This is a genomic window from Arthrobacter sp. SRS-W-1-2016 (assembly GCF_002009585.1).
In the GTDB taxonomy this organism is placed as follows: domain Bacteria; phylum Actinomycetota; class Actinomycetes; order Actinomycetales; family Micrococcaceae; genus Arthrobacter; species Arthrobacter bambusae_A.
In genome coordinates, this window is the sequence record NZ_MTPV01000018.1 from 1 (window position 1) to 25,527 (window position 25,527).

Consider the following 25,527-nt stretch of genomic DNA (forward strand, 5'->3'; position numbering starts at 1 on the left):
TTGCGGAGCCCCCCCCCCCCTCCGCGGGCGCACCCCCTGGGCGGGCCACTGATAACACCCTAACCCAATCGCGGGTGCCCGGGTATTGCGGGCGGGGCCCACAGCCGTTTAAGCGTCACTCCAACGCGGACGACGGCGACACGCCCCAAAAGAGGGCGTGTCGCCGTCGTTTTCCCAGCAAAGAAGGTCGGAAGTGATGGTCGAAACAAGTAGTACCACTCGCTTTTGACGGCGAAAGACGGGTAACACCACTCGTTGTTAGTTAAAGACCGCCCATGCAAGCATTTGGTCATCGATTGAATGGGCAATCGAAGCAAGGGTTGGAATTTTCGAATTCGTTGCCGCTGTCGCCTGTTCTGGGGAACACCAATTCACAAAGGAGTCTCACTCATGCGCAAATTGAGCAAAAAAGGAAAAGTCTACGCGGCAGCGGCAACAATCGCCCTCGTGGCGGCAAGCGGCGGAGCGGCCTACGCCTACTGGACCACCACGGGCAGCGGTTCCGGTTCCGGAGCAACAGGGACGAACACCACCATCACGGCCGTGCAGACCAGCGTCGTCAGCGGTCTGCAGCCGGGCGGGGCAGCTCAGCCTCTGAGCGGCAATTTCAATAACCCCAACACGAGCCCGGTTTACGTTGCTGACGTGACGGCGAGCATCGCAAGCGTGACCCAGGCCGCTGGTGCAGGCGGAACATGCGATGCGAGCGACTTCACGCTCAGCGGCGCGCTGATGACCGTCGGCCACGAAGTGGCCAGCGGTACGGGCGTCAGCAGTTGGGGCGGTGCGACGATCGCGTTCAACGATAAGACCGACACCAACCAGGATGGCTGCAAGGGCGCGACTGTTAACCTCGCCTACGCCAGCCACTAGGCAAGAACTGGTGGGCCCACCATGGGCCCACCAGCTTGTGCTGCCTCCACAGAAGCCACGCAAAACAAACCCAGAGGAGCAAACGGTGCCACGCATTCCGGAGTTATTCCGATCGCCGATCCGTACCGTTCGCGCGGGAGCGAAAGTGCTTCTGGCGGGCCTTCTTTTGGTGACCCTCACATCTGGCGTCGTGCTCGCCGCCGGCAGCAATGGCAACCAGGGCGTCCAAAAGGGCATCACCTTGCAGCTTGCTCCAAGCGGCAGATCTGTCACCCAGGGTACCTCGGCAAGCTACAACGTGGTGGTCCAGCCCTCAGGCGGGTTTGTTGGCAACGTGTCACTGACAATCTCGGGGCTGCCAGCGGGCGCCACAGCATCGTTTTCGCCCGCAGTCGTCGCCGTCGGTTCAGGATCGGCGTCCTCGAACCTTGACGTGTCAACGAGTTCCGCCACGCCCCTTGGCAACTACTCCCTGAGCCTCAAGGGCAGCAGCGGAACGTTAGAGGCCGCCGTCGTCGTCGTTTCGTTGACGGTGAGCGCCGGGCAGCACGCACCGTTCACCATCTCAGGCGGTCCCACCGGTCTTCTGGCTCCGGGCAACGTCGTACCGATCAATCTGCAATTGACGAATCCGGGCAATTCCAGCCTCAGCGTCACTGGCCTCACTGTTTCCATCGCGGGAGTCACAAGAACTGCCCAGGCAGTGGCAAACAACCTGCCATGCAATCCCTCGGACTACCTCATCGCCCAATTCAGCGGCAGTTATCCGCTCTCCATCCCGCCGGGCAATTCTTCGCTCTTGGGAAATGGAATTCCTGCAAATCAATGGCCGCAGATAAAGATGCTGAATAGCTCGCTCAACCAGGACGGTTGCAAAGGCGCAACCCTCCAGCTTTCCTACTCCGGAACGGGACAGGGCAATTGAAATGCGGGCGAATGACATGAGAGCGAACAGGCGGATGAAGGCGGGATCCTTGACCGCAGCCAAAGCAGCCGTGACGGCCCTCCTGCTGACCCTGGTGTTGGGCGTCGGTTCGGCCTACGCGTACTGGTCCACGATCGGAGCAGGCAGCGGTGCGGCAGCCACCGGCACCATGCAGACCGTCACGGTAGACGCCCTCGCGGCCGGAGACACTCCATCAACAACACTTGTCCCCGGCGGTAGCGCAGACGTGATCGTCCGGGCAAGCAATCCAAACGCCTTCGCCGTGCAGGTGTACAGCTTCACCGCCAACGGCACTCCGACGGCGGATGCATCCCACCCGCTGTGCACCACCACGGGCGTGACGTTCAACACCCCGCCCGCACCTTTGGCGCCAACGTTGTCCATACCGGCAAACTCCTCCATTCTGATTACCCTGCCGGCAGCCGCGTCGATGTCGACGGCTTCACAATCCAGCTGCCAAGGCGCCGTATTCCACCTTCCAGTAACGATGGCGGTCCGCAAATGAACAAGCCAAGGCATTCTGCAGGCAGCGGACGCAATCGAGTGGTCCGCAGTCGCGTGACGTGGACGCTCCTTGCGGTACTGTTCATCTCCTGGGGCGGCCCGGCGGCGAACGCCTATTGGCAGTCGCTGAGCAGCAGCAACTTCGGGGCGGCAAAAGCCGACAGCATGCCGCAAGGCGGCACTCCCGCTGCGTCCCTGAGCGGCACGAATGTCACCATCAGCTGGGCCGCGGTCTCCACACCGGCCGGACATGCAGTGACGGGTTACACCGTCGCCCGCTACACCTCTGCGAGCGGTGGTACCCCGGTGGCCGCAGGAGGGGGCTGCGCGGGCACGGTGACCACCCTCAGCTGCATTGAACAAAGCGTGCCGGGCGGCTCCTGGTTCTACACCGTGACGCCCGTCATCTCCTTGTGGGCGGGCGCGGAAAGCGCCCGCAGTGCTGCCGTAAATACCGATTCGACGCCGCCCACTATCAGCGTCACGTCAATATCCCCGACGCCGAATGGATTGGGCTATGACAACACCAGCCCGGTGACCGTGAACCTCGCCGCCGTGGACAACACGGGCGGATCCGGCGTTGCGAACATCAAGTACGCGGTCGACGGCGGCAGCACGGTGACCGTCAACGCCGCCACGGCAGCCGTAAGCGTGAGCGGCGATGGTATCCACTCGGTGTCCTTCTCCGCCACGGACGTCGCCGGGAACTCCAGCACACCCCAGACCCAGACGGTCAACATCGACACCACAGCCCCGACCGTCAGCTCCGTCACGATGGTCAACGGCGGGGGCGGCGGCAATGCCGGACGTGCAAGCACTGGCGACACGCTCACCATCGTCTTTTCCACGGACATGGACCCACATACCCTTTGCAGTGGCTGGGACTCCACTTCTGCCAGCCAGACAGCCAACGGCACGGCCAGCATCAGCACTGCCGAGGTCCTGACGTTCACCAGCACGAGCTGCGCGGTACCGTCATTTGGCAGCGTGGCCCTCGGCGCCGCCTACAACACCAGTACCACGTCGTCCCTGGACTTCACCTCGTCCACGATGGCCTGGACCCAGTCCACTGGGACACTGGTCATCACCCTCGGCGTGCCGGGTACGGGGGGCACTGCGGGAACCGGCCTCTCACCGGCTACTCCCGTGTACAGCCCGGTCACGGGTGCAGCGGACAAGGCGGGCAACCATGTTGGAACCATCACCTCCGGCGGCAAGTCCAAGTTCTGAAATCCACCGTCATCCACCCAGGCCCAACATGAGGGCCAGGAGTGCCGGCCACTTGTTTCGCAGCAATGCCCACGCCGCAAGCCCGAATCCAACCATGGCATAGCCGCCCACGGGAATCAGGACAAGCCATTCCCGCCGGGAACCGGCCTTGCCAAGCAGGGGGATGGAGAAGGCGCCGTTGGACCGCCAGATCCCGCTGACCAGGGGCAGCCTGCGCCAGAACTTCGGCGGCTTGATGACGATGGGCCACAGCAGCGGCACTCCCCCGGTGGTGATCATGTCGCCCACAATGTGGACCACGACGCCGGTGAGCATCGCCAAGGGCAGCCAGCTCCACTGATGCGGGGCGAACCACGTGACCAGGCCGGCCATGGCAAGGGCAAAGACCCAGTTGGCGATCCACCCGGATTTCGGGAACAGCTTGAGTGCTTTGGCGGCCAAATTGACCATGAACATGCACAACAGCCCGGCCCCGATGGACAAACGGCCCACGGGAGTATCCAGCTGGAACTGGGCAGCCATGGCGGCGAGCACCACGAATGCCGAGGCACCCAGAAGCGAATGGGTTCCCTGCCGGTGCCCCCCGCTGGCCTTCTCGATCCCGACGGCAATCACGTTGGACAGCGGCGGCAGTGAGTGGGCGATGGTGCTTGCGCGGTGGTCCCAGTCGCACACCAAGGCAGTCCCCGCCGTCGTCATTGCTCCTATGAGGATTCCAGTGGCGTCCAGCGGGTACCAGCCCAGCGCGTACGGGCCGGTTGAAGCGATAGCTATCCACGCCGCGGCCCCGGACGCGGCGTGGTGTCCTCCCATCATCGTTTAGCCTGCGGTCTGCGAAGCGCTGGGTGTCGGCGAAGCCGAGAAAAAGATGGCTTCGATCACGGTGTTGGCCCACTCAAGGATCTCGGCGTCCTGCAGGTCCCGGCCGCCGATCCTCGCCGTCTTCGGCTTGGGGAGCAGCACGGCGTCGAGGGCAGGCTTGATCTGCGAGCCCGGGTACATGCGGTTGAGCCGCATGACCTTCGATTCGGGCAGCTGGGCCGGCGAGAAACGGATGAAGTTGCCTTGGAGCGCGACGTCGGACAGTCCGGCTTCGCGGGCACCCACCCTGAAGCGGGCGACGGCGATCAGGTTCTTCGCGGGCAGCGGCGGCTCACCGTAACGGTCCACGAGTTCAGCCAGGACCTCGTCGATGGCGTCGTTGGTGATGGCTGCGGCCAGTTTCCGGTAGGCCTCGAGGCGAAGGCGTTCGCCCGGCACGTAGTCGTGCGGCAGGTGGGCGTTGACGGGCAGCTCGATCTTCATGTCGGCGGCCTTCTCTTCCGCCTCGCCGCGGTATTCGGCCACGGCTTCACCCACCAGCCGGATGTACAGGTCGAAGCCGACTCCTTGGATGTGCCCGGATTGCTCCCCGCCCAGCAGGTTGCCGGCGCCGCGGATTTCGAGGTCCTTCATGGCCAACTGCATGCCGGCGCCCAGCTCGTTATGCGTGGCGACGGCTTTGAGCCGCTCGAGCGCCACTTCGCCCAGGGGCTTCTCGCTCGGGTACAGGAAGTACGCGTAGGCGCGTTCGCGGCCACGGCCCACGCGGCCGCGCAACTGGTGGAGCTGGGAGAGGCCGTACTTGTCCGCGCCGTCCACGATCAGGGTGTTGGCGTTGGAGATATCCAGGCCGGTTTCGATGATGGTGGTGCAGACCAGGACGTCAAAGCGCTTCTCCCAGAAGTCCACGATGATCTTTTCCAGGCGGCTCTCGGACATCTGCCCATGCGCCACTTCGACGCGGGCTTCGGGGACGAGTTCCCGGATCTGGGCGGCGATGCGCTCAATCGAGGACACCCGGTTGTGGACGAAGAAGACCTGGCCTTCGCGCATGAGTTCGCGCCGGATCGCCGCGGAGGTCTGCTTGTTGGTGAACGGCCCGACGTAGGTCAGCACGGGGTGCCGTTCCTCCGGCGGTGTGGCCAGTGTGGACGTTTCGCGGATGCCCGTGAGGGACATTTCCAAGGTACGCGGGATGGGGGTGGCACTCATGGCAAGGACGTCCACGTTGGTGCGCATCTTCTTGAGCGCTTCCTTGTGTTCCACACCGAAGCGCTGCTCCTCGTCCACGATCACCAGGCCGAGATCCTTGAACTCGAAGTCCTTGGACAACAGCCGGTGCGTGCCGATGACCACGTCAACGGAGCCGTTCCTGACTCCCTCTATGGTCTCCTTGGCCTCCTTGGCACCTTGGAACCTTGACAGCGGCTTGACCCGCAGGGGGAATCCGGAAAAGCGCTCCGTGAATGTCTCGTAGTGCTGCTGGGCGAGCAGGGTGGTGGGAACCAGCACCGCGACCTGTTTGCCGTCCTGCACCGCCTTAAACGCAGCGCGGACGGCGATCTCGGTCTTCCCGTAGCCGACGTCGCCCGAGACCAGGCGGTCCATGGGGATCTCGCGTTCCATGTCGGCCTTGACCTCGTTGATAGTGGTGAGCTGGTCCGGCGTCTCCACATACGGGAAGGCTTCCTCGAGCTCCCGCTGCCACGGCGTGTCCGGCGCGAAGGCATGCCCGCGCGAGGCCATGCGGGCCGAGTACAGCCTGATAAGCTCACCGGCGATTTCCTTGACGGCCTTGCGGGCCTTGGACTTGGTGCTTGCCCAGTCCGCTCCGCCCATCTTGCTCAACGACGGCGTGTCGCCCCCGACGTAGCGGGTCACCTGGTCCAGCTGGTCCGTCGGCACGAAAAGCCGGTCGCCCGGGGCACCTCGCTTGGACGCTGCGTACTCGAGCACGAGGTACTCGCGGAGACCTTCATCGTTCGGGGAGGAACCGGCCACCTTGCGCTGGATCAGCTCCACGAACTTGCCGATCCCGTGCTGTTCGTGGACCACGAAGTCACCGGCGTGCAACTGGAGGGGGTCGACGGCGTTGCGGCGCTTTGAGGGCATGCGCCGCATGTCCTTCGTGGACCCGGCCGAGGTGCGGCCCAGGAGGTCCGCTTCCGTCAGCAGCCCTAGTTTGAGGCCGTCCAGGACAAAACCGCGTCCGACGGCGGCAGTGGTCACCTCGATGATCCCGGCCTGCGGTTCATGGGCCAGGGATTCGACGCGGGAGCAAGGGATATCCGCATCATGGAACAACTCGGCGAGACGCTGGGCAGGCCCAGGGCCATCGGTCGCCACCACGATGCGCCATTGCTCGCGCACGTGGGAACCGATGAATTCGAGCATTTCCGCGACGTCACCCTGGTAGCCGCGAGGTTCCCGGGCGTGCAGGTTGAGGACGTCGATGTCGAGGACCAGTTCCTCGTCCGTCGCCAATGATGTGATGGACCACCAGGACACGCCGTGGGCCAGGGCTGCGCTCCGGGTGTCCGTCAAGGATCGGAAACTGGCCGCATGCAACGCGGAAGCGGCCTGGGAGCCCAACACCGAGTCGAGATCGAGGGGCGCCGTCCCGCCGTCGGACGCCGTGGACCAAGCCGCCTCGAGGAACTCCTCGTTGGTGGCCGCGAGGTCGTGCGCGCGGGTGCGGACCTTCTCCGGCTCGATGACCACACCGATCGAACCGGCCGGCAACTGGTCCACGAAAGGCACCATCGCGTCCACCAGGACCGGAGCCAGGGACTCCATGCCCTCGACGGCGATGCCGCCGGCGATCTTTTCCAACATGTCCGCGGCGGCCGGCAAGTCTGCTTTGAGCTTGGCCGCCCGGGACATGACCGACGGCGTGATGAGGATTTCCCGGCACGGCGGGGCGTGCAATTCGGCGGGGTGGTGCACGGCCGGGCCGGAGAGCGAACGCTGGTCTGCCACCGCAAACCAACGCATCTGGTCCACCTCGTCGCCGAAGAATTCCACCCTGATCGGGTGGTCTTCGGTGGGTGGGAAAACGTCCAAAATACCGCCCCTGACGGCGAATTCACCGCGGTGGGTGACCATGTCCACACGCGAATAGGCAGCGTCGGCAAGGCGGCGTACCACGTCGCTGAAAGGCATTTCCTGCCCCACCCTCAACGTCACGGGGACCAGCTCGCCCAAGCCTGCCACGACCGGCTGGACCACGGCGCGAACCGGTGCCACGACCACCCGCAGGGGGCCCGCCGTCGAGCTCTCCGGGTGGGCCAGGCGCCGAAGGACCGAAAGCCTGCGTCCCACGGTGTCCGAGCGCGGGGAGAGCCTTTCGTGCGGCAGGGTTTCCCAGCTGGGGAAGGCCGCTACCGAGTCCGCGGGAAGGTAGGCGGCCAAAGCCGCGGTGAGGTCCTCGGCTTCGCGGCCCGTGGCCGTTACGGCCAACACCACCGCGCTGTCGTCGAGATTCCGGGAGGCGAGGCCGTCGGCCATCTCCGCCAGCAGCGCAGCCCTCAAGCCTGCGGGAGCGCTGATCTGGTAATCGCTACTGCGTTCACTGAACGCGCGCGAAGCCTCGGGCCTGACCCGCGAGAACGTCCGGTCCTCACCCAGGGCACGCCGCAATCCATCAAGGGATGCGACAGCAGCGGCAGGGCTGATTCCGGAGTTGACCGCTGACGGTTGGCCTTTGGGGCTCATTTGGCTCTCCTGGGATGGGGGAAGGCAGCACGAAAACCCGAAATTCTCTCGAATCCCGGGGCGTTCCTAGCCTACCCCGACCACACCGTAGGATGTTTGGGAGCCGCAAGAGCTTTCAACCGAGATATTCACGGAGGACCCCATGGCCCTGAACGCATCCACCACCCTGCCCTACGGCGTCGACCGCGTAGCCGCTACTTTCATTGACGAAGACTTCCTGCGCCACACGAGCGAGTACGTCGGCGGCACGTTGGAATCATTCCAGATCGACGGCGACGTCGCCGGCGCCTTCACCACCACCACGGTCCGCACGCTGCCCACCACGCGCCTTCCGGAGATCGCCCGCAAGTTCGTGGGCGAGAAGCTCACCGTCACCCAGACCGAGAAGTGGGACGCCCCGACCGCCGACGGCTCCCGGAGCAGCAACATCTCCCTGAAGATCTCCGGCGCCCCGCTGGACGTCACCGCAGTGCAGCGCCTCGTGGCCGACGGCGGCAACACCCGCGTCGAGCTCGAAGGTGCCGTCACGTCGTCGGTCCCGTTCCTCGGCGGCAAGATCGCCGACGCAGTAGAACCGATGGTGGGCAAGGCCTTGAACATCCAGTCGCAGCAGGCCCAGGCCTGGCTCGAAAGCCACTAGCATGCAACTGGGAGCCGGGCTGTCGATCGTACTGATCGTCGCGGGTGCGTGGTCCCTCATCGTGTGGCCACAGTTCCTGCGGCGTGTCATGGCAGACTCCCGTGCCCGCAACTCCAACGGGAAAGCCACGAAGTTCCTCACGGTGCACGTCGTGTTGGTCACCATCTCCATGGTGCTCGGACTCGCGACGGCGGTCATCGGGATCGCGGCGCTGCTCACGTAACGCCCCTTCCGGCCCCCAACTAGCTCGCATTTGTTGTCGTTATGAGGGCTCATAACGACAACAAATGCGAGCTAGTTGGGGCACGGCGGGGTGGGTGACCGTTCCGCTAAAATAGAACACAGGTGCGCCGGGAAGTCTGGTCGGCAATAGTTTTGTCGACCCCCGCACTTCCCAAGGAGCCACATGGCGAACCGTCCGCACCCCGCTGCCCCTTCCACGGTTTTCAGCCGGTCCAGTCTCCCGGAATACCAACGGATCCTGGCCATTCTGCGCACTGAAACCGTTGGCGGGGCACTCCTGCTCGCCGCCACGGTGGCCGCGCTCGTCTGGGCAAACTCACCCCTCGCGAACGGCTACTTCGCACTGCGCGACGTCAAGATCGGCTACGCCCCCTGGCATCTCGAATTGAGCCTGGGCCACTGGGCCTCCGACGGGCTCCTGGCCGTGTTCTTCTTCATTGCGGGGCTGGAGCTCAAGCGCGAATTCGTGGCCGGGGAACTGCGGAAGCCCGCAAAAGCGATCGTCCCGGTGGCGGCAGCAGTGGGCGGCGTGGTCCTTCCCGCACTCATCTACGTGGTCATCAACCTCGGCTCGGACCCGGAAACGCTCCGGGGTTGGGCCATTCCCACCGCCACGGACATCGCCTTCGCCCTGGCCGTCCTCGCGGTCATCAACACGCATTTGCCAGCTGCGTTGCGGACCTTCCTCCTGACACTCGCGGTGGTGGACGACTTGATTGCCATCGGCATCATCGCGTTCTTCTACTCAAGCGGCCTGGAGCCCTTCATGCTGCTGGCCGCCGCCGTGCCGCTGGCACTCTTTACCGTTTTGGTCCAGAAACGCGTCCGGAGCTGGTACCTGCTGCTCCCCCTGGCCGCAGCCACCTGGGCCTTCGTCCATGCCTCGGGAATCCATGCCACCGTCGCGGGTGTCCTGCTCGGTTTCGCCGTGCCGGTCGTGGCCTCCGGCAAGAAGGGCGAGCCAGCGGCCGGGCTCGCCGAAAGCTTCGAGCACCGCTTGCGTCCGTTCTCCGCCGGCTTTGCCGTGCCGGTTTTCGCGTTCTTCTCTGCCGGCGTGGCTTTGGGCGGCGCCGGAGGCCTCGGAGCTGCCCTGCGCGATCCTGTGGCGATCGGCATCGTGCTGGCCCTCGTGGCGGGCAAGGCGGCAGGAGTCTTCGGCACCACATTCCTCATCACCAAGACCACCCGTGCGCGGCTCGATGACGGCCTCGGGTGGATCGACGTCGCGGGGCTGGCCATGCTGGCGGGAGTCGGTTTCACCGTCTCCCTCCTGATCGCCGAGCTCGGCTTCGGCTCCGGCTCTACGCACGATGACCACGCGAAAGTGGCCATCCTCGCCGGTTCCCTCGCCGCCGCGGTGCTTGCCGCCGTCGTGCTCAAAGCCCGGAACCGGCACCACCGCCGGGTCACGCGGGAGGAACAAGCGGACGACGGCGGATGGGTCGGCTTTTAGCGGTTGCCGCGCAGGAACCGGACGATCCTGCCGGTCAACCGGCCCGGCCGCCTCGCGAGATCGGTGAAACTCGTCCTGTTCAGGACGGTTTGTTCCAAGGAGGCCACCCTTCGTCCAAGCTCGTCCACGCTTGAATTTATCCGCTCGGCCAATTCGCGCAACTCATGGATCGAGCCTTCTTGCTGGCCGTGCATCTGGGCTAAATAAAGCAAGGTTCCGTAACCCGTTTTGCCGGCCTCTTCGCGAAGGTAGACGTCACGGACGTAGCGGTCGAACTTCTGGTGGTCATCGGCACCGGCTATGACGCTGTTTCCCATGTCGCCGCGCTCTGATGGTCGATGGCACCAGAACGCCAGGGTCTCGCCATCCAACAGCTCGATAGGGAACGCCGAGAGGAAACGGAGGTTGAACTCCCAATCTCCCACGGCGTCCAACGCTTCGTTGTAACTGCCGATCCGCTCATGGACAGCACGGCGGTAGAGGAAGGAAATCGGCACCACCCGGTTGGTGCGAAGCATATCGGACAGGGTGATCGCCCGAAGCCCATGCTCGAACCCTTGGGAGCCGGTCTGCTCGATGACTCCCCCGCGGATCTCCTCATAGACGATGTCCGTGCGGACAGCCACGCCCTGGGCCTGCGGCGTCCCGTCGAGGAACCCCACGGTCTTCTTCAAGAAGTCTCTGTGCCAGCGATCGTCGTCGTCGTGAATGGAGATGAACTCCGAGGCGCTGGCTTGGATTCCCGCGTTGGACGCGGCCTCCATGCCTTTGCTGGCCTCGTGGTGGAGGATCGTCAGCTTGCCGGCGGGAAGGTGGTCCCAGATCCTGGCGAGCGCATCCACGGGAACCGGATCCCCGCCGTCGTTCACGACGACCACCGCAACATCCTCAAAGGACTGGTCAAAGATGTCCTCGAGCGCCCGGCGCAGGAGGACCGGTCGGTTCTTCGTGCGGACGACGACGGCGACGCGGGCCTGGGCGTTCATCGACGGCCTCCCGAAACACGGCGAAGCACGCCGGCGCCCCGGCGCAACAGGGAAGCGGCCCTGAAAGATCGTGATCGCACTATTCGTTCCTTTTCTTCGATCGCTTCATTCCGTTCATGCAACAGCAGGTCCCGTTGCGAGCGGACATCGTCCCATTCCGTCCAGAGGCTGGCGATTCCGCCGCTCAAGGCACGGAACTGGCCGCGTTGCCCCCTGGCCTGCGTGGCCCATTCCGAGTCCGATCCAAGCGTCACGACGTCCCCCAGCCCCTTTGCTGCCTCGGCATCCGTTGCCGAGAAAATGCTTGCGACGGCGTCCCACCAGTTCTCGTGAACGGCACGTATCCCGGGACGCAACGATTCGAGGTGCTCACGGATTTCCGCGCGCCTCGCCCAGGCCTCGGCGATGGCGTGGTCGAAACCACCGATGTCGAGGCTGTTCAGCGGCAAGGCCCAGTCCTGCACACCCCAATTGCCCATGGCTCCGTGCAGTCTTACGTCCGAGTAGGCGTCATTCGCGAGCGCAACCACGGGCACGCCTGCCGCGAGGCCGAAGACCACGGGGTGGTAGCGGTTTGTCAGCACCAGATCCGCTGCCACGGTCAATGCCGCGGCGGCGGGGGCAGGAAGGACGGGACATACGTGAATCCGGCCGCTGCGGGAGTGCGCCACAACCGTCTCATGGGACTCGTGGTCACCGCCCTGGCCATCGCGGCCCAGAGGGCCCACATGTGGGATTAGATACACCGGAAGCCCTGTCAGCTCCACGGCACGGTCCAGCGCTTCTCCCAGTTTCGCGAGGCTGCGGGATCCGTCCCGCCAGGATTCAGGACCGAAGGTCGCCGCGATGAAGGGGCCGTTCGGAAGCCCGGATTCCTCCCCGGCTGGATCATGCAACCTTGCCGATCCGGCCGGAATCCCTGCCGTTCCGGGCGGGACCAGGAAGCTCGCGTCGTCCAGGACCCTGGTCAGTTTCCCGGAATCCAAGCCCATCTGGAAGCCCAACGCATAGGAGGATGGCTCCCGTGCGCCCACCAATGCCGCGTAATCCAGGAGTTCGTGAAGAACGTGCTGATCCTGGGGCAACAGCGTGGGACCAAAGGTCTGGCCGCTCACCACCAAGGGCTTGCCCAGTTCCTTTGCGATGAGGCCAAGTGCCACGCGTTCGTACAGCAACCATCCGTACAGGGAATTCATGTTGCCGCCGCCCGCGATCAGCACGCCGTCGGCCGACTTCACTTCGTCGATGACCTGCCACACGGAATCTTCCGGGGGCAAGGCAGTCCGGTCTCCGCGAGCGGCCCGGCGGACGAGCTCCAAGTGCTTAGTGCGTTCGGCGGGCGGCCAAGGGAACACCAAGGTGCCTATCGCGTCCGTGCCGTAAAGTTCCCTGGTCTGTCCCGGGTCACGAGTGAGGAGGACGATTCCGGCGTGCAACCGGGCTCGAAGCTCATCGGCCGCGGCGATTGCCATCGCCTCGTCACCTACGTGGTAGGCCACCTGGCCCAGGTCGCCTTGCACAAGAATCTTCAACACTCGGTCCTTCCCTCACGGCACGCAGCGGCTGCATTGGCTTGAGGCCTATGCACTTCCGGATGCGCTGAAACAGCCTATCGTTCTTCTCCCGGGATCTCCGAACCGCGGTGATTCCCCGGGTTTTGAGTGCTGTTACCCAGGAAATGCCCTGATGGGAATGATACGAGTAGCCGAAATCTCGATTGGAGTAATGAGCCGTTCAAGTAGGGTGGTTGGCACGCTGTTTGGGCGGAATCGGCAGGAATACCTTGCTGATATGGACGCGAATAGTATGGAACGAGTGTGGCATGGGGCCCACAGGAAAGCCCACGAGAAGAACTGGTCATCGATCTTTGTGTGGGCAATTCTCGGTATCATGTCGATTTCGGTGCTCATCGCAGCGGTACCCAAATGATGCGATGACTAGGCCAACGGTACAAAAAAGCTCGGACCGGTATTTGCGGGTCCGAGCTTTTCTTTTCTTTGTTCGTCCGATTTCCAACGTCGTATAGCCAGCGGTGAACGACGCAGCATGGCTGCGTTGGAGCTTCCGTTCTTTACTGCACCAGCCCCGCGACGGCGGCAAGGATGGTGGCCGCGACGAGGACGAGCAACATTCCCACAACCACGAACTCGGCCCGGCGGACCCGATGCTGGCTCCGGCGCCATTCGCGCCTGCTCTCCAAGGTAATCATGCTTCGAGGCTAGGTCCGGCCAAGTGCGCGACATAGAGTGGACGCTACTCGACCTTCAGCTCCGCGCATTAGAGAGGCCGGGATACCCCTTGGCTCGCCTCGGCCTGGCGCAGTGCGTCCTCCGCGGCAACCCATGCGAGCATGGCGCACTTGACGCGGGCAGGATATTTGGCCACCCCGGCCAGGGCAGCAGCATCCTGGAGCAATTCCTCATCCGCTTCCAGCTTGCCGCGCGAACGCATCAACTCCCTGAAGTGATCGATCGTGTGTCGAAGGGACACCGGGGACATGCCCGGTGCCATTTCACTGAGTATGGACGCGGACGCCATCGAAATGGCACAACCGTCGCCGTCCCAGTGGATTTCGGTGACGGTTTGTCCGTCCCCATCGGCGCCGAGGCTGAGCCGGAGGGTGATTTCGTCCCCGCACACGGGATTGAGCTGGTGGCTCTGTCCCGTCCCACCCTGTCCCGCGTCCCCGTGTCCCGCGTCCGCTGCGGCCGGAAGCTTGGCAAGGTCTCCCCCGCTGCGGGCCTTGGAGTGCTCCAGGATCAGCTGCTGGTACAGGGAGTCCAGGCCGCTCATGATGCGGCTCCGGCCGCGGTTACCCCAAAGTAGGGCCTGACCTGGGCAACGGCCTCAACGAGCATGTCGACTTCTTCGGATGTGGTGTACAGGTAGGTACTGGCCCTCGTGGTAGCGCTCAGGCCAAGCCTGCGGTGCAGGGGCTGGGCGCAATGGTGGCCCACCCGGACAGCGATGCCCAGGTTGTCGAGGTACTGCCCGACGTCGTGGGCGTGCACTCCGGCGACGTCGAAGGCGGCAAGTCCGGTCCGTTCTTCCCCCGGGCCGGGTCCGAGCACACGCACGCCGTCGATGGCGCTGAGGCCCGTGACAAGCTTTTGGCCGAGCTCCGCCTCGCGAAGGGCAATCCGGTGCATTCCCGTTTCACTGAGGTAGTTTGCGGCGGCGGCGAGGGCCACGGCCTGCGAAATAGGCTGGGTTCCGGCCTCGAAGCGCTGCGGGGCCGGCAGGTACCGGGCTTCTTCCATGGTCACCGTGGTGATCATGGAACCGCCGGTCAGGAACGGCGGCATGGCATTGAGCAATTCGCTGCGCCCGTAGACCGCGCCGATCCCCGTGGGTCCCAGCATTTTGTGGCCGGAGAAGACGGCGAAGTCCACGTCCAGGGCCTTGAAGTCCAAGGGCAGGTGCGGCGCGGACTGGCAGGCGTCGAGGACCACCAGGGCGCCTACCTCGCGTGCCATGCGGACCAGCAGGTCCACGGGGTTGATGTTGCCGAGCACGTTCGAAGTGTGGGTGAAGGCCAGGATCCTGGTGCGCGCGGTGATGAGGCGTGCCGCTTCCTCAAGGCGCAGCGCACCGGCGTCGTCAAGGGGGATGTACTTGAGTGTCGCCCCGGTCCGCCGGCACAGCTCCTGCCAGGGGATCAGGTTGGCGTGGTGTTCCATTTCGGTGACAAGTACTTCGTCGCCCGGCTTCAGGGCGAAACGCTCGGTGCCGCCGGCGGCCCTGTCCACGCTGGCGTTCGACAACGAATAGGCCAGGAGGTTCAGGCCAGCGGTGGCGTTGGCGGTCCAGATCAGCTCATCGTCCTGCACGCCCACGAAACGAGCCACGGTGGCACGCGCGTCCTCGAAGGCGTCCGTCGCCTCTACCGCAAGGTGGTGCGCGCCGCGATGGACGGCGGAGTTCCGCTGCTCATAGAATTCCTGCTCGGCCTCAAGCACGCTCCGAGGGTTCTGCGAGGTGGCTCCGGAATCGAGGTAGACCAGCGGTTTGCCATTGATTTCCTGCTCAAGGACGGGGAAGTCGTTGCGGATGCGACGGACTTCATCGTCATCGAGTGCGGAAACCTGGGCATCTCCCCACGCGGGGGTGGAAACCATTGTCAAAACCGGTGCTCCTTGTCAGGACTACGTTTTGTTGGGACTACGTGGCAGTCACGAGCGGCTGACCGCCAGGGGTGGCGGCGTCACCTAGTAATTGTCCCACCAATCGGCTTCGCTGCCTTCATCCCGGGAGCGGCGGCCTTACTCCTCCGGCTTCGCCAACTCGTCCCACAGCTCGGAAAGCTTCTGCCTGCGCGAAACTCCGAGCTTGCCGTAAACCCGCTGCAGATGGGCGTTGACCGTGTTCACGGCGATCCCCAATCGGGCAGCGACTTCCGCGCTGCTCAGCCCGGAGGCCACCAACGCAGTCACTTCGCGTTCACGCTGGGAAAGCTTCACGACGCCGGGAAGAACCGAGGATCCGGCCTCCGGGCCGGCCGGATGGGGCTCGTCAAAAACGAAAGCCTCCTCCTGGTCGGTCGCTTGCTGGGCTTCTCCCATGCTTACCTGTCCTGTTCCCATTTCCTGTCCCGCTTCCTGTCCGGACGGCATGCCGGACTCGACACTCCACACCAGCTCGGACACTCCCGCCCCCAGCTGCCGGTATCCCCGGCTGCCGGTGCGGGCGGCCAGGCCGAGATTCAACATTTCAAGCGCCCGGTGTCCCTTCTTGGCCGCGGAACCGGCAAGTTGGAGCAGTTTCCGGTGCGAGTGTTCCGCACCAACCAGCACTGACCGCGCGGCGGACGAATAGCTTTCGGCGAGCTGCGAAGCAAGATAGTTCCCGCCACTGGCCCGCGAATCGTAGGCCGCCAGGGCGCGACGCACCTGGTTGACATCGCCCAGCAACCACGCAGCCGCGGCAAGTCCTCCGAGGGCCGGTGGCAGGAGTCCGTCAGGGTCGGCTTCGTCCAGGCGTGCCTTGGCCTGGCGGAACTGTTCGCACGCCAGCTCCAGGCTCCCCTGCCGGGCCAGGACGAGCGCCCTGTAGAGATGCGCAGACCCGCCGAAGTAGCTCATCCGGTTGCTGTAGCTGGAACTGCCGGCGCAGAACATTTCGGGGCCGCCCCATTGCCCGCGCCAGATCAGATTGGACCCGTGGATGGTCAGCACGGTCGAGTGGAAGTCCACGGGGCACCGCGGCAACCGCCCGACGGACTCGAGGGCCAGCGTCGAGAGCGCGACGGCGTCCGCGAACCGTCCGCTGACGGCCAGCCCTTGCGAGACGAGCGCCATCAACAGCACGCCGGCCTGGGTCGGCGGCGGTGGATGGCCTTCCGTACGCAATCCAGGGTCGACCAACTGGCTGTGGCAGAGCCTTTGGAACAGCTCGCCATTGCCTGAAGGCCAGCTGCCGTTCTGGGCGTCCAGATACAGCTGGAGGACGTCCAGTTCGTCCCGGACGGCCGCATAGTCCGCATGGGCCGGCTCGCCCTGCTGGAGGCCGACGGCGGCAGCCTCCATCCGCCGTCGGGCATCCTGGAGGACCGCCTGCAGCACGCTGGCCCCGGGCGACGTCGGCAAGAGTGCATGCAGGAGAAGCCACACCGCGTGGGCGAAATCCACAGTCAGGACGTCGGGGGTGTTTGCCACCAAGCCCTTGAGGATTGTCACGGCTCCGGGGAAATCCCTTGTCTGGTAGAGCGCCCTTGCCAGTTCCACACCTGCAAGCAGTGCGAGCTCGGGCGCCTTCACGGCCTCGGCGGCCCGCCGGGCCCTTCGGTTGTCGTGAATGTCGTTTGCGGCGACGGCCACCGCCAGAAGATCGGCGTCGGGGACCGGCATGCCACTTGCCTGTTCGAGGTCCACGCGACGGAACAACGCCCAGATCGAGTCCTCGGCGGCGGGTGCGGACGCTGCGTAGATGCTCCGGTGAAGTTCGAGGATCCGCGCGGATCCCAGCTGTTGCCGGGCCAGTCTCCCCTCGATGGCGTGGCTGAGCGTCGCGGTCTCCTGGCTGTCTCTTTGGATACGGATCGTTCCGTCGGCCCGCAGCGCGTCGATCGCGCGCTTTTGGACAAGTTGCTCAAGGACCGCCAGCGGTATCGGCTCTCCCACGGCGAGAAGGTCCACTACCTGCCTCTGTGGCACGGAATAGCCCTCAAGGCGGTGGCGGGTCAATTCGAGCGCCTGCGAACCGTCCAGGCGTATCGGTCCGGACAACATCAAGGAATCAGCCTGCTCCACGATCTCGCCGCGAGCTGCGGCTTCGTCCAAAAGCAATTTCGCGGTCTGCAGGTTGCCGCCGGTGAGGGCATGGATGTCCCGGACGAGGCTGCGGGCGGCGTGGCCGCCGAGGCGATCATCGAGGAATTCGCGAAGTTGCTCCTCTGTGAGATCGTCCAGCGTCACAACGGCCAGCTGCCGCGAAACCACGGACTCCATAAGTTCCATCCTCAAGGGCCGGTCCGAGCGGTGGGTGGCAATCAGGCGGATGTCCGGTTCGACAAGCAGCTGGCTCAAGAGCCAAAGGGACATGTCATCCAGGAAATCGAGGTTGTCCAGCACCAGCAAGGCAGGGGATCCTGAGGTCGCAGCGCCACGCACGGCCTTCCGGCAGGCCGCCACGATGGAACCGGGCCACACTTTGGCCCTGGCCGGCAGGTCCGGAACAAGCGCCATGGCGATTCCAAAAGGAATGTCCGCGAAAGACTCCGAGACGTTGTGGGCGATCACGCTGAAGGATCCGCCCAGCACTGAGGCCGCGGCGTCCAAGAGCGTGGTCATTCCTGAGCCGCCCGGTCCCGAGATGACCATCCCGGCCGGTTCCGGCCCTGACAGGGCAACGACAATCTCCTGGAGCTCGGCTGCCCGAATGATCGGGGGCGAGGTGTGGGTCCCTTCGGTATCGTCCATGGTCCTGTCTCATCTTCGGGCCGCCGGACACACGTTCCTGACGGCTGTGGCACGGACCGGTGTCATTTCCACACGTTACCTCCGGGTTTCAGTCCTGGATTGAGTGGTAACTACTTGGTTTTCCGGGGTTACTTGCATGAAATATTCCCGCTCCACGCGGCCCTCGACGAGGGCTCCGAGGCGGCTAAACAGAGCCTCCGCGCGGCCTGCCACGGAGCCTCCCGGCGAGCGCCGACGGAGCCTCCTGGCAGGGTGCCGAAGCCTCGATTCCAGCCCGCGTCTTGCCCCGGATGTGCATCCGCTGTTATCGCCCTGTGATCTGACTGTGTAAGCTGGTGCCGCAAGAGTAAGTTCCGGCTGGCTACTTCTGGGGAGTTGAAGCGCAGCCGATTCCCGTAACAACTCTGTCGTGACACACCATTTGGCCGTGTACGACGCTGCGGCATTTTCGCCTGCAGATCGCCTTATCCATGCCCAGGTCTCGTATGTCTATGTCCCCAACAGATATGTCACCCAAAATATGAAACACCTGATCACAGCACTTGTCGCCGTGGCGCTCCTTGCCTTCGGCGGGTTCGCCACCATCTCCGCTGTCCAGTCCTCGCACAAATCCGCCTACCAGGCCGGAGACCGCTCTTCGAGCACGAGCACGCGGGCAACCCCCGCACCTTCCGCCTCCTCCACCCCCAAGGCCACGCCGGCGCCGACGTCGACGCCGACGCCCAGCAACGTTCCGGCCTCGACGCCGTCGAGCAAGCCCGCCCCGGCGACGCCCGCGCCGGCCATCACAGCCGCCAGCGCGCCCGCCCCGACGGCGGCGCCGCTGCCCGTCACCGGGACCTACCCGCTGCACACCAACATCGTGAGCACCACCTTCTGGGTGGGTGAGATCTTCAATGCCAGCCTTTCGGACGGCTCCCAGGTGTGCTCCACCTACAACGGCCAGTGGGCTTTGCAGCACACCGGCGTCAACATGGGAACCACTCCTTCCAGCGCGAGCGGTTGCCCCGGCAGCACGTACGGCGGTTGTGACGGAGTCAGCTCCGGCACCGGCACGAACTTCACCTGCGCCACGGAACAACGCGTGGCCAGCAATGGATACTTCCCGCTGCACCAGCCCAAGCCTTTGCAGAACCCGTTCTACCTGGATCTGCCATACGACGACGTCAATGACAGCGTCGCGTTCGCCCAGCGTTGCAATGTGATTCCCTGGGCCGCCGCGGACAACGCCAAAACAGGCGTCAACCACTGCGCGGACTCGAGCTACAGCTACATGAAGAACGCCTGGGTCCAGATCACCGGCCCCAATGGCGGCGTGTGCTACGGACAAGTTGAAGATGCCGGTCCCTCCAGCGGCTCCCTGTACCACGATTCGGCCTACGTCTTCGGCGCGAACAACGCCCGTCCGGCCAACAAGTCCTTCTCCGGCGACCCGAGCCAGGGTGCGGGCATGGATGTGTCCCCTGCCCTGAACGGTTGCCTGGGCTTCGCTGAGCTGAACGGCGACAATGACCACGTCTCGTGGCGCTTCGTTGACCGCGCCAGTGTCCCGGCTGGTCCGTGGCTCAACGTTGTCACCACGTCCGGAGTCACCAACTAGCGCAACACGCGTTCCCGGGGCCCATAAGGTCGGCAAGACACTGCGGACTCCGGAAAAGTCAGACGCCCATGCCGCACAGCCGCAAAGGCTGTGTGGCATGGGCGTCCGCGTGTCCGCTCACTGGGCGCGGCAGCGTCTTAGCCGGTCCGCACGACGGAAGGCCCCGGCGTCGCGATCTCCTGGGATTGGCGTTGGATTCTCCGGACCGGGCTGACCCAGACTCCCGATGAACTCGACGAGTACGCCCTGGGCAAGACCTGGAGGCAGATCACTGCGTCCAGGATCCGCATCAGCGGAAACAAGGGAGCCATCAACAAAAAGCGCGGGTTGCGCATCGAAACTGCGGCAAGGACAGTCAGGAAGAGGTCAGGCAGGAAGACGCCGATCAGGACGTCCTGGGGCCGCAGGACACCCGACAGGAAGACAAAGACGTCCGATCGATTTCCAAAGATCCACACTTCGATGGCCGCGAGGGACGACAGAAGGAAAGCCGGCACCAGAAGCACGAAGAAGAGGCAGCTGGCCACGAGCTCAACAATGTACAGCCCGAGCACAAACCAGAATCTGCTGAATTGCAGGCCGTGCCGGCGGACGGTCTGCCAGAAGCCGAGGATCCACCGACGCACTTGCTTGATGTAGTCCTTCAGGTTGTCCGGATCCTGGGTGTACGCAACGGCGGCAGAGGGATGGAATGCAATCCGTCCCAGTTTTTTTGCATGGATCTCAAACGTCATGTTGAAGTCTTCGATCACCAGTCCTGGCGCCAGGACCTCGATTTTCGCGAGCGCACTGGTTCTGTACATGCTGGCGAATCCAGGCACGATGGAGACGACATTGGCGCCGCGGGCTGCCTGCCCGTATTTGAGCAGCAACTGGACCACGATGTACAAGCGCTCCCGGTAGGCCACCAGGAAGCGGCCGATCGCCGTCGGAGGCGCCGGGCTCATGATCGACTTGGCGCGTCCCGCGACGGCAACCACGGTGGGATCATCAAACAACGGGAGCCCTGTTTCGAGGTAATCCGGCGTCGGGCGGGTGTCCGCGTCCAGGAGCATGACCACCTTGAACCGCTTGCAGAGATCGAAATGGGCGATGCCCGCTGCGAGCGCGCCTGCCTTGCCACGGTTCGGTTCAAGGTCCAGGACCTTCACCCCGGCGGCCCGGGCAATGGCCGCGGTGTCGTCAGTGGACATGTCCGAAACGACGTGGATGTTGCGTCGGGGAACCAACGCGGACGCGGCGAGGATTGTGTCCTTGATGACCAAGGCCTCGTTGTGGGCGGCCACGAGGACCGCAACATTCGACGGGGAGATGCGCACTCCCTTCGAACGATGGCGGGCCCGTTGACGTCGAGGGATCGGCGCCTTGCGGCCGCGCAGCATGGCGATCCACCCAAGGATCCGGTAAGTCAAGCCCCGGGCACGCCACGACTCCTCACCCGCCAAACGGATCAGACCGGCAAGCGACCAAAAGATCGTGCTTACCCCCAGAACCAAAAAGATCGAAAGAACTATCACGGCGACGGAGCTCCAACTGTGTCGTACATTTCGTAGTCATCGGTAGCAAGCTGGCCATCACTGAAGAGGTTCATTCCAAAGCTGATGGCCTCGGCTCCTGCCGGCACGGGCGGCGTTTCCCAGACCGCCTGCTCGTAACTGGTGTTGGCCGCGAACCACGGACTGGCTGTCCAATAGGTCCACGTGCCCAGCTTGTTGCGGTAATACACTTCAAATTGGGTCTTCGCGGTGGACTGGTACCAAGCCCTCAGCGAATAGCTGTGGCCAGTGCTCACGCTCGGAGCGCAGGCGCCGAGGTCGAGGACGGGAAGCAGTTTGGCGTCACCGGAGGAGTATTCGGTCACGTCCAGGCGTCGGGCCACCGCGCCGGTGTGTCCCGGGGTCAAAGTGCTCAGGACCACGGCGTTCTTGCCGTAGGACGACACCTGCCAGCATTGCGGCAAGCCATACTTTCCAGCGATCTCCAGCCCGGGATTCCGAATGGCGTTCTGTCCGGGTGCTGCCGGCGCGGCCACGGGACCGTTCACCACCGGCTTCGCCACGCCGCCGATCACGTCATGTATCGTGCGCACGGCCATGGTCCCTTGTTGGGTCTTGGCCGCCAGCCACGTGGCGAACTGCTCGAACAACGCCGGGCTGATGGAGCGGGGACTGCCGCTGTTATCGATGTCGTAGAAGGTGAGCTGCAACCAGCCTCCGGCCTTTTCGGCCTGCGCCACGGTCGCCTCAAGGTCTGCCAGCGTCCAGTTGCTGCCGACCTCCGATGTTGCCCGTGTCCGGAAGGGGTCGGCAGGGCGGACGGTTTCTGCTGCCGCGCAACCCACGCAGTCAACGGGGGTGGTGATCTCGCCGAGGCCCCGCGCGCTGTTGTAGCCGCATGCGGCCACCAATTCCTCCGACTTCGGCGTCGACGCCGCAAACGGATAGGCAAAGGAAGTGACCTTGAAGCCCCAGTCCGTAAGGTTCGCCCGATCGTTGCAGATCTGCCTCGACGCTTCGTCCGGTTCCACCGACGTCACATCGGCAAGGGTGACTGTATGGCCGCCGATTTCATTCTGGTCCGCGGCCAAGGTGTGGAGATTGTCTACCGTCATGTAGTCGGGTGCGCCGACAAAGCCCGAATCGATGAAAAAGGTTCCCCGGAGGCCGTGCTCCTTCAAGATCTTGGCCGCATCCATCTGGCTTGCCCGGCCCGCATCGAACGTCAAGCTGACGGACGAGAGCGGGTCGGCAGAAGGTGTGGGGCTGCTGTTCGCGGAGCCGCCGGCAGGAACGTGGTTTCCGTTGATCAGCGATGTGGCGCCCGTCAGCAGGAGCAGTACCGACACCCAGGAGACAGCCCATAAGCCCGCCCGTTTCCTCGACGTGCGAACCGGGCCGGATGCCATGCCCTTCCCCCGGGCACTCATCGCCAACCCGCGCTGCCGGTTTTCCTGAAGGGGCCGGTGGCGACTGGGGGAAGCCTCGGTCTCAAAGGCTTATTCACCACCGGCCCCCGTTCAGGGGCCCTCTCTGCGAGGGCGCACTGCCGTCGGGCAGCTCCATCAATTGGCGATGGGTCCATGGGAGGGTCCGTGATGGTTCCCCCCAAAACAGGCTCGAACTCCAGGCAAACGCCTTCTCGGATTAATCCGCCGTGTCCTGATGCCGCTCGGACCAGAGCGTCCGTTTCCATTGTGAGACCTGTCTTTCCCCCGTTGCCCTCAACCAACTGACAGCATCAGCCTATGAATCAGGGCGACGGCGGACACGAGTAGCCTCTACCCGTCTTTACACTCAACCTTGACGTCCGGACAACGCCACTACTCGTCCGCTACGCGCCGAAACCCACCGGGATAAAAGCCGGGTGGGAGCAGGGGCGGATCCGATCTGTTCGTGGTCAAATGGTGCAATCAGGGCAGTCGGGGTTAAGGATGGCGGGAGAGCGTGTCCAGGAAACAGGCAAGCGGCACCCGTGTGGCGGCCGGGGCGCGCGCCAGGCGGACGGTTCGTGGCTTGCCCGCCCCGGCCAATGGACCCCGCCGCCGGCTGTCGGCTTTCGCCCGGGCCTGCATTGCCGCGGTCCTTGTGGTGGTGGGGATGGGAGGCATCCTCGTGTGGCGGTTTACGACCGACGCAAACGGCTCCCTCGAGCCCCCGTGGTTTTCCGGCTACGTCGACGTCACCGTGGTCCCCCAGTACGCCTTCGAGACAGCCGCGGGCGAGGGCACCAAGAATGTCACCCTGGCGTTTGTCGTGGCATTGTCTGGACAGGCGTGCACACCGAGTTGGGGTAGCACTTACAGCCTCGATGCGGCGAAGACCTCGCTCAAGCTCGAGGACCGGATCGCCAAGCTGCGGTCGAATGGGGGCGCCTTCGCCGTGTCCTTTGGCGGCTCAGTGAACAGTGAGCTCGCCAACTCCTGCCAGAACGCAACAGATTTGGAAAGGGCCTACCGGGCCGTCCTGGAGCGCTACAACCCCGCAACCATCGACTTCGATATCGAGGGCGACAACCTGGCGGACAGCGCAGCCTGGCAGCGCCGCGCCTCAGCGATCGCGGCCCTCCAGAAGGAGCGGATCAAGGAAGGACACGCGCTGTCAATTTGGCTGACCCTTCCGGTCACCCCGCAAGGACTGACCGACGCCGGAACCTCGGCCGTTGACCAGATGCTCGCCGCCGGGGTCCAGCTGTCCGGCGTCAACATCATGACCATGAACTACGGTTCAAGCCGGAGTCCATCGCAAAGCATGCTCGATGCCGGAACGTCGGCGGCCCAGTCCACCCACGATCAGCTCAGCATCATCTATCAGCGCGCAGGGACGACCCTCAACAGCGAGCAGATCTGGGGAAAGATGGGATTGACCCCCATGATCGGCCGGAACGACCTCCCTGGCGAAGTGTTTGACCTCGACGCCGCCCGGGGATTGAACTCCTTCGCCATCAAGAAAGGGGTTCAAAGAGTGTCCATGTGGTCCCTCAACCGGGACATGTCGTGCCCGCAGGACACTCCGGAGGACACGGCCAGCCACGTATGCAGCGGCATCGATCAAGGCACCCAACGCTTCTCCGATGTGTTGGGTGCGGGATTCCACGCCAAACTGCCGTGACCCCGCAGATCAACCACTCCGGCGGATCAACCACTCAGGCGTTGGCCGGCAAGCCGGTCGGCCAGGGATCATGCCGGGCCGGGACGTTCCGCCCTGCCCTGGTTCTTGGCTTCGGCCGGCCGGGCGAGGTGCCGGCCGTTGCCGTGCTGGAACAGCTTCTTGAGCCACTGCATGGATACCTCCGGTTTTCGAGGGACTGCTTGTATCGGATTGCTTGGACGGCGCGGCCTACTTCACTTGGCTTACCGTGACGATGTTGAGCCATGGTCCCGCCGGAACCTGGTCCCGTGGCACGAACTGCCAGTCGACTTTGTCCGACTCGCCATCGAGCTCGGAGAAACCGAGGCACCCGTTAAGCGCAGGTGAGACATCCATGCCGGCTCCGTTGAAGTTCTTGTTGGCCGGACGCGCATCATTCGAACCAAAAACGTAGTCCTTGTCGTGATACTGGCCCGGACCGGCATCTTCGATCTGTCCATAGCATTCGCGGTTGCCCAGCCGGATCCTGACCCATTGGTTCTTCATGTAGCTGAAGGAACGGTTCTGGGCGTTGCCCGCGAAACCAGGGTCGTTGGCCCAGGGGATGACGCTGGCCCGTTCCGCAAAAGCGACGGGATCGTTGACGTCGTCAAAAGGAAGATCGAGGTAGAACGGGTTCTGCTTCGGAGTCATGCTGGTTGGCGCATATCCTTTGGCCGGCGTTCTCGCCTCGGTCTGGCAGCCGTTCGTCACCACGCCATCACAGCCTCCGTAGCTCTGCATCCATTGGGAGTCGTAGGTCGAAATCACTTGGCTGCCGTCCGCAGCCTTGGGATCAAAGATCTCGCCGACCCAAAAGGTCGTGGACACAATCCCGGTGTGCCAGGGATATCGGCCGGCTGATTGGCTCGGACTCGGTGCCGGACTTGGTCCTGTGCAGGCTGCCGTCAGCAGGGCCAGGAAAAATGCACAGCAGACGGCTGGGCGTTTCCCACGCTTGACCGTCGATTTCG

The 25,527-nt window shown here is 64.2% G+C and carries 20 protein-coding genes; 9 read left to right on the plus strand and 11 right to left on the minus strand.

The annotated features are described in order from the left end of the window. Window positions 1-390 precede the first annotated feature (390 nt). The 4 genes from BMF89_RS04465 (at window position 391) to BMF89_RS04480 (ending at window position 3,553) form a co-directional block, all read left to right on the plus strand. Window positions 391-873 (plus strand): hypothetical protein, encoded by a 483-nt coding sequence (locus BMF89_RS04465; RefSeq protein ID WP_078105874.1) that lies wholly within the window; start codon window positions 391-393, stop codon window positions 871-873. A 169-nt stretch (window positions 874-1,042) separates the two neighbouring features. Next, window positions 1,043-1,798 (plus strand): hypothetical protein, encoded by a 756-nt coding sequence (locus BMF89_RS04470; RefSeq protein ID WP_139359539.1) that lies wholly within the window; start codon window positions 1,043-1,045, stop codon window positions 1,796-1,798. 49 nt (window positions 1,799-1,847) lie between these two features. Beyond that, entirely contained in the window at window positions 1,848-2,324 is a 477-nt protein-coding gene (locus BMF89_RS04475) for a hypothetical protein (RefSeq protein ID WP_306871032.1), read from the plus strand. Window positions 2,325-2,377: 53 nt separating this feature from the next. Then, window positions 2,378-3,553 carry a hypothetical protein gene (locus BMF89_RS04480; RefSeq protein WP_078105877.1) on the plus strand — a complete coding sequence of 392 codons (1,176 nt, stop codon included), beginning with the start codon at window positions 2,378-2,380 and terminating at the stop codon, window positions 3,551-3,553. Between the two features lie 9 nt (window positions 3,554-3,562). On the opposite strand, the gene BMF89_RS04485 is transcribed toward BMF89_RS04480, so the two are convergent. Then, on the minus strand, window positions 3,563-4,369 hold the full coding sequence (locus BMF89_RS04485) for a metal-dependent hydrolase (protein ID WP_078105878.1): 807 nt from the start codon (window positions 4,367-4,369) through the stop codon (window positions 3,563-3,565). 3 nt (window positions 4,370-4,372) lie between these two features. After that, window positions 4,373-8,089: a transcription-repair coupling factor gene (gene mfd, locus BMF89_RS04490; protein WP_253190697.1), complete on the minus strand. Its 3,717-nt coding sequence runs from the start codon at window positions 8,087-8,089 to the stop codon at window positions 4,373-4,375. 142 nt (window positions 8,090-8,231) lie between these two features. Between mfd and BMF89_RS04495 the strand changes: the two genes are divergently transcribed. The 3 genes from BMF89_RS04495 to nhaA all read left to right on the plus strand — a co-directional run bounded on the left by BMF89_RS04495 (window position 8,232) and on the right by nhaA (window position 10,425). After that, a complete protein-coding gene (locus BMF89_RS04495; protein ID WP_078105879.1) occupies window positions 8,232-8,729 on the plus strand; it encodes a DUF2505 domain-containing protein in 498 nt (165 codons plus the stop codon). Window position 8,730: 1 nt separating this feature from the next. After that, window positions 8,731-8,952: an SCO4848 family membrane protein gene (locus tag BMF89_RS04500; RefSeq protein WP_078105880.1), complete on the plus strand. Its 222-nt coding sequence runs from the start codon at window positions 8,731-8,733 to the stop codon at window positions 8,950-8,952. Between the two features lie 183 nt (window positions 8,953-9,135). Next, window positions 9,136-10,425, plus strand: coding sequence for a Na+/H+ antiporter NhaA (gene nhaA, locus BMF89_RS04505; RefSeq protein WP_078105881.1), 1,290 nt, complete (start codon window positions 9,136-9,138; stop codon window positions 10,423-10,425). Here nhaA and BMF89_RS04510 read toward each other — a convergent pair. The 6 genes from BMF89_RS04510 to BMF89_RS04535 form a co-directional block, all read right to left on the minus strand. Beyond that, complete coding sequence (locus BMF89_RS04510) at window positions 10,422-11,411, minus strand: glycosyltransferase (RefSeq protein WP_078105882.1); 990 nt, start codon at window positions 11,409-11,411, stop codon at window positions 10,422-10,424. The two genes, nhaA and BMF89_RS04510, sit on opposite strands and share 4 nt — an antisense overlap. Then, window positions 11,408-12,946, minus strand: coding sequence for a polysaccharide pyruvyl transferase family protein (locus tag BMF89_RS04515; protein ID WP_078105883.1), 1,539 nt, complete (start codon window positions 12,944-12,946; stop codon window positions 11,408-11,410). Before BMF89_RS04515 ends, BMF89_RS04510 begins: the two co-directional genes overlap by 4 nt. 536 nt (window positions 12,947-13,482) lie before the next feature. After that, complete coding sequence (locus BMF89_RS21870; protein WP_171983394.1) at window positions 13,483-13,620, minus strand: hypothetical protein; 138 nt, start codon at window positions 13,618-13,620, stop codon at window positions 13,483-13,485. 68 nt (window positions 13,621-13,688) lie between these two features. Beyond that, window positions 13,689-14,204 (minus strand): Fe-S cluster assembly sulfur transfer protein SufU, encoded by a 516-nt coding sequence (sufU, locus tag BMF89_RS04525; protein ID WP_078105885.1) that lies wholly within the window; start codon window positions 14,202-14,204, stop codon window positions 13,689-13,691. Next, window positions 14,201-15,535, minus strand: coding sequence for a SufS family cysteine desulfurase (locus tag BMF89_RS04530; protein WP_078105886.1), 1,335 nt, complete (start codon window positions 15,533-15,535; stop codon window positions 14,201-14,203). The genes sufU and BMF89_RS04530 overlap by 4 nt, the downstream gene beginning before the upstream one ends. Before the next feature lie 138 nt (window positions 15,536-15,673). Next, on the minus strand, window positions 15,674-18,328 hold the full coding sequence (locus BMF89_RS04535; RefSeq protein ID WP_078105887.1) for a LuxR family transcriptional regulator: 2,655 nt from the start codon (window positions 18,326-18,328) through the stop codon (window positions 15,674-15,676). Between the two features lie 409 nt (window positions 18,329-18,737). Here BMF89_RS04535 and BMF89_RS04540 point away from each other — a divergent pair, with 409 nt between their 5' ends. Next, window positions 18,738-19,928, plus strand: coding sequence for a hypothetical protein (locus BMF89_RS04540; RefSeq protein ID WP_253190698.1), 1,191 nt, complete (start codon window positions 18,738-18,740; stop codon window positions 19,926-19,928). Between the two features lie 137 nt (window positions 19,929-20,065). Here BMF89_RS04540 and BMF89_RS04545 read toward each other — a convergent pair whose 3' ends face one another. Together BMF89_RS04545 and BMF89_RS04550 are read right to left on the minus strand one after the other, a co-directional pair. After that, window positions 20,066-21,340: a glycosyltransferase family 2 protein gene (locus BMF89_RS04545; protein WP_253190699.1), complete on the minus strand. Its 1,275-nt coding sequence runs from the start codon at window positions 21,338-21,340 to the stop codon at window positions 20,066-20,068. 101 nt (window positions 21,341-21,441) lie between these two features. Continuing rightward, window positions 21,442-22,833: a polysaccharide deacetylase family protein gene (locus BMF89_RS04550; protein ID WP_253190700.1), complete on the minus strand. Its 1,392-nt coding sequence runs from the start codon at window positions 22,831-22,833 to the stop codon at window positions 21,442-21,444. Between the two features lie 538 nt (window positions 22,834-23,371). On the opposite strand from BMF89_RS04550, the gene BMF89_RS04555 reads away from it, so the two are divergent. Continuing rightward, window positions 23,372-24,535 carry a chitinase gene (locus BMF89_RS04555; protein ID WP_253190701.1) on the plus strand — a complete coding sequence of 388 codons (1,164 nt, stop codon included), beginning with the start codon at window positions 23,372-23,374 and terminating at the stop codon, window positions 24,533-24,535. Between the two features lie 228 nt (window positions 24,536-24,763). Here BMF89_RS04555 and BMF89_RS04560 read toward each other — a convergent pair whose 3' ends face one another. Further along, window positions 24,764-25,384, minus strand: coding sequence for a hypothetical protein (locus BMF89_RS04560; RefSeq protein ID WP_253190702.1), 621 nt, complete (start codon window positions 25,382-25,384; stop codon window positions 24,764-24,766). Window positions 25,385-25,527: the final 143 nt, after the last annotated feature.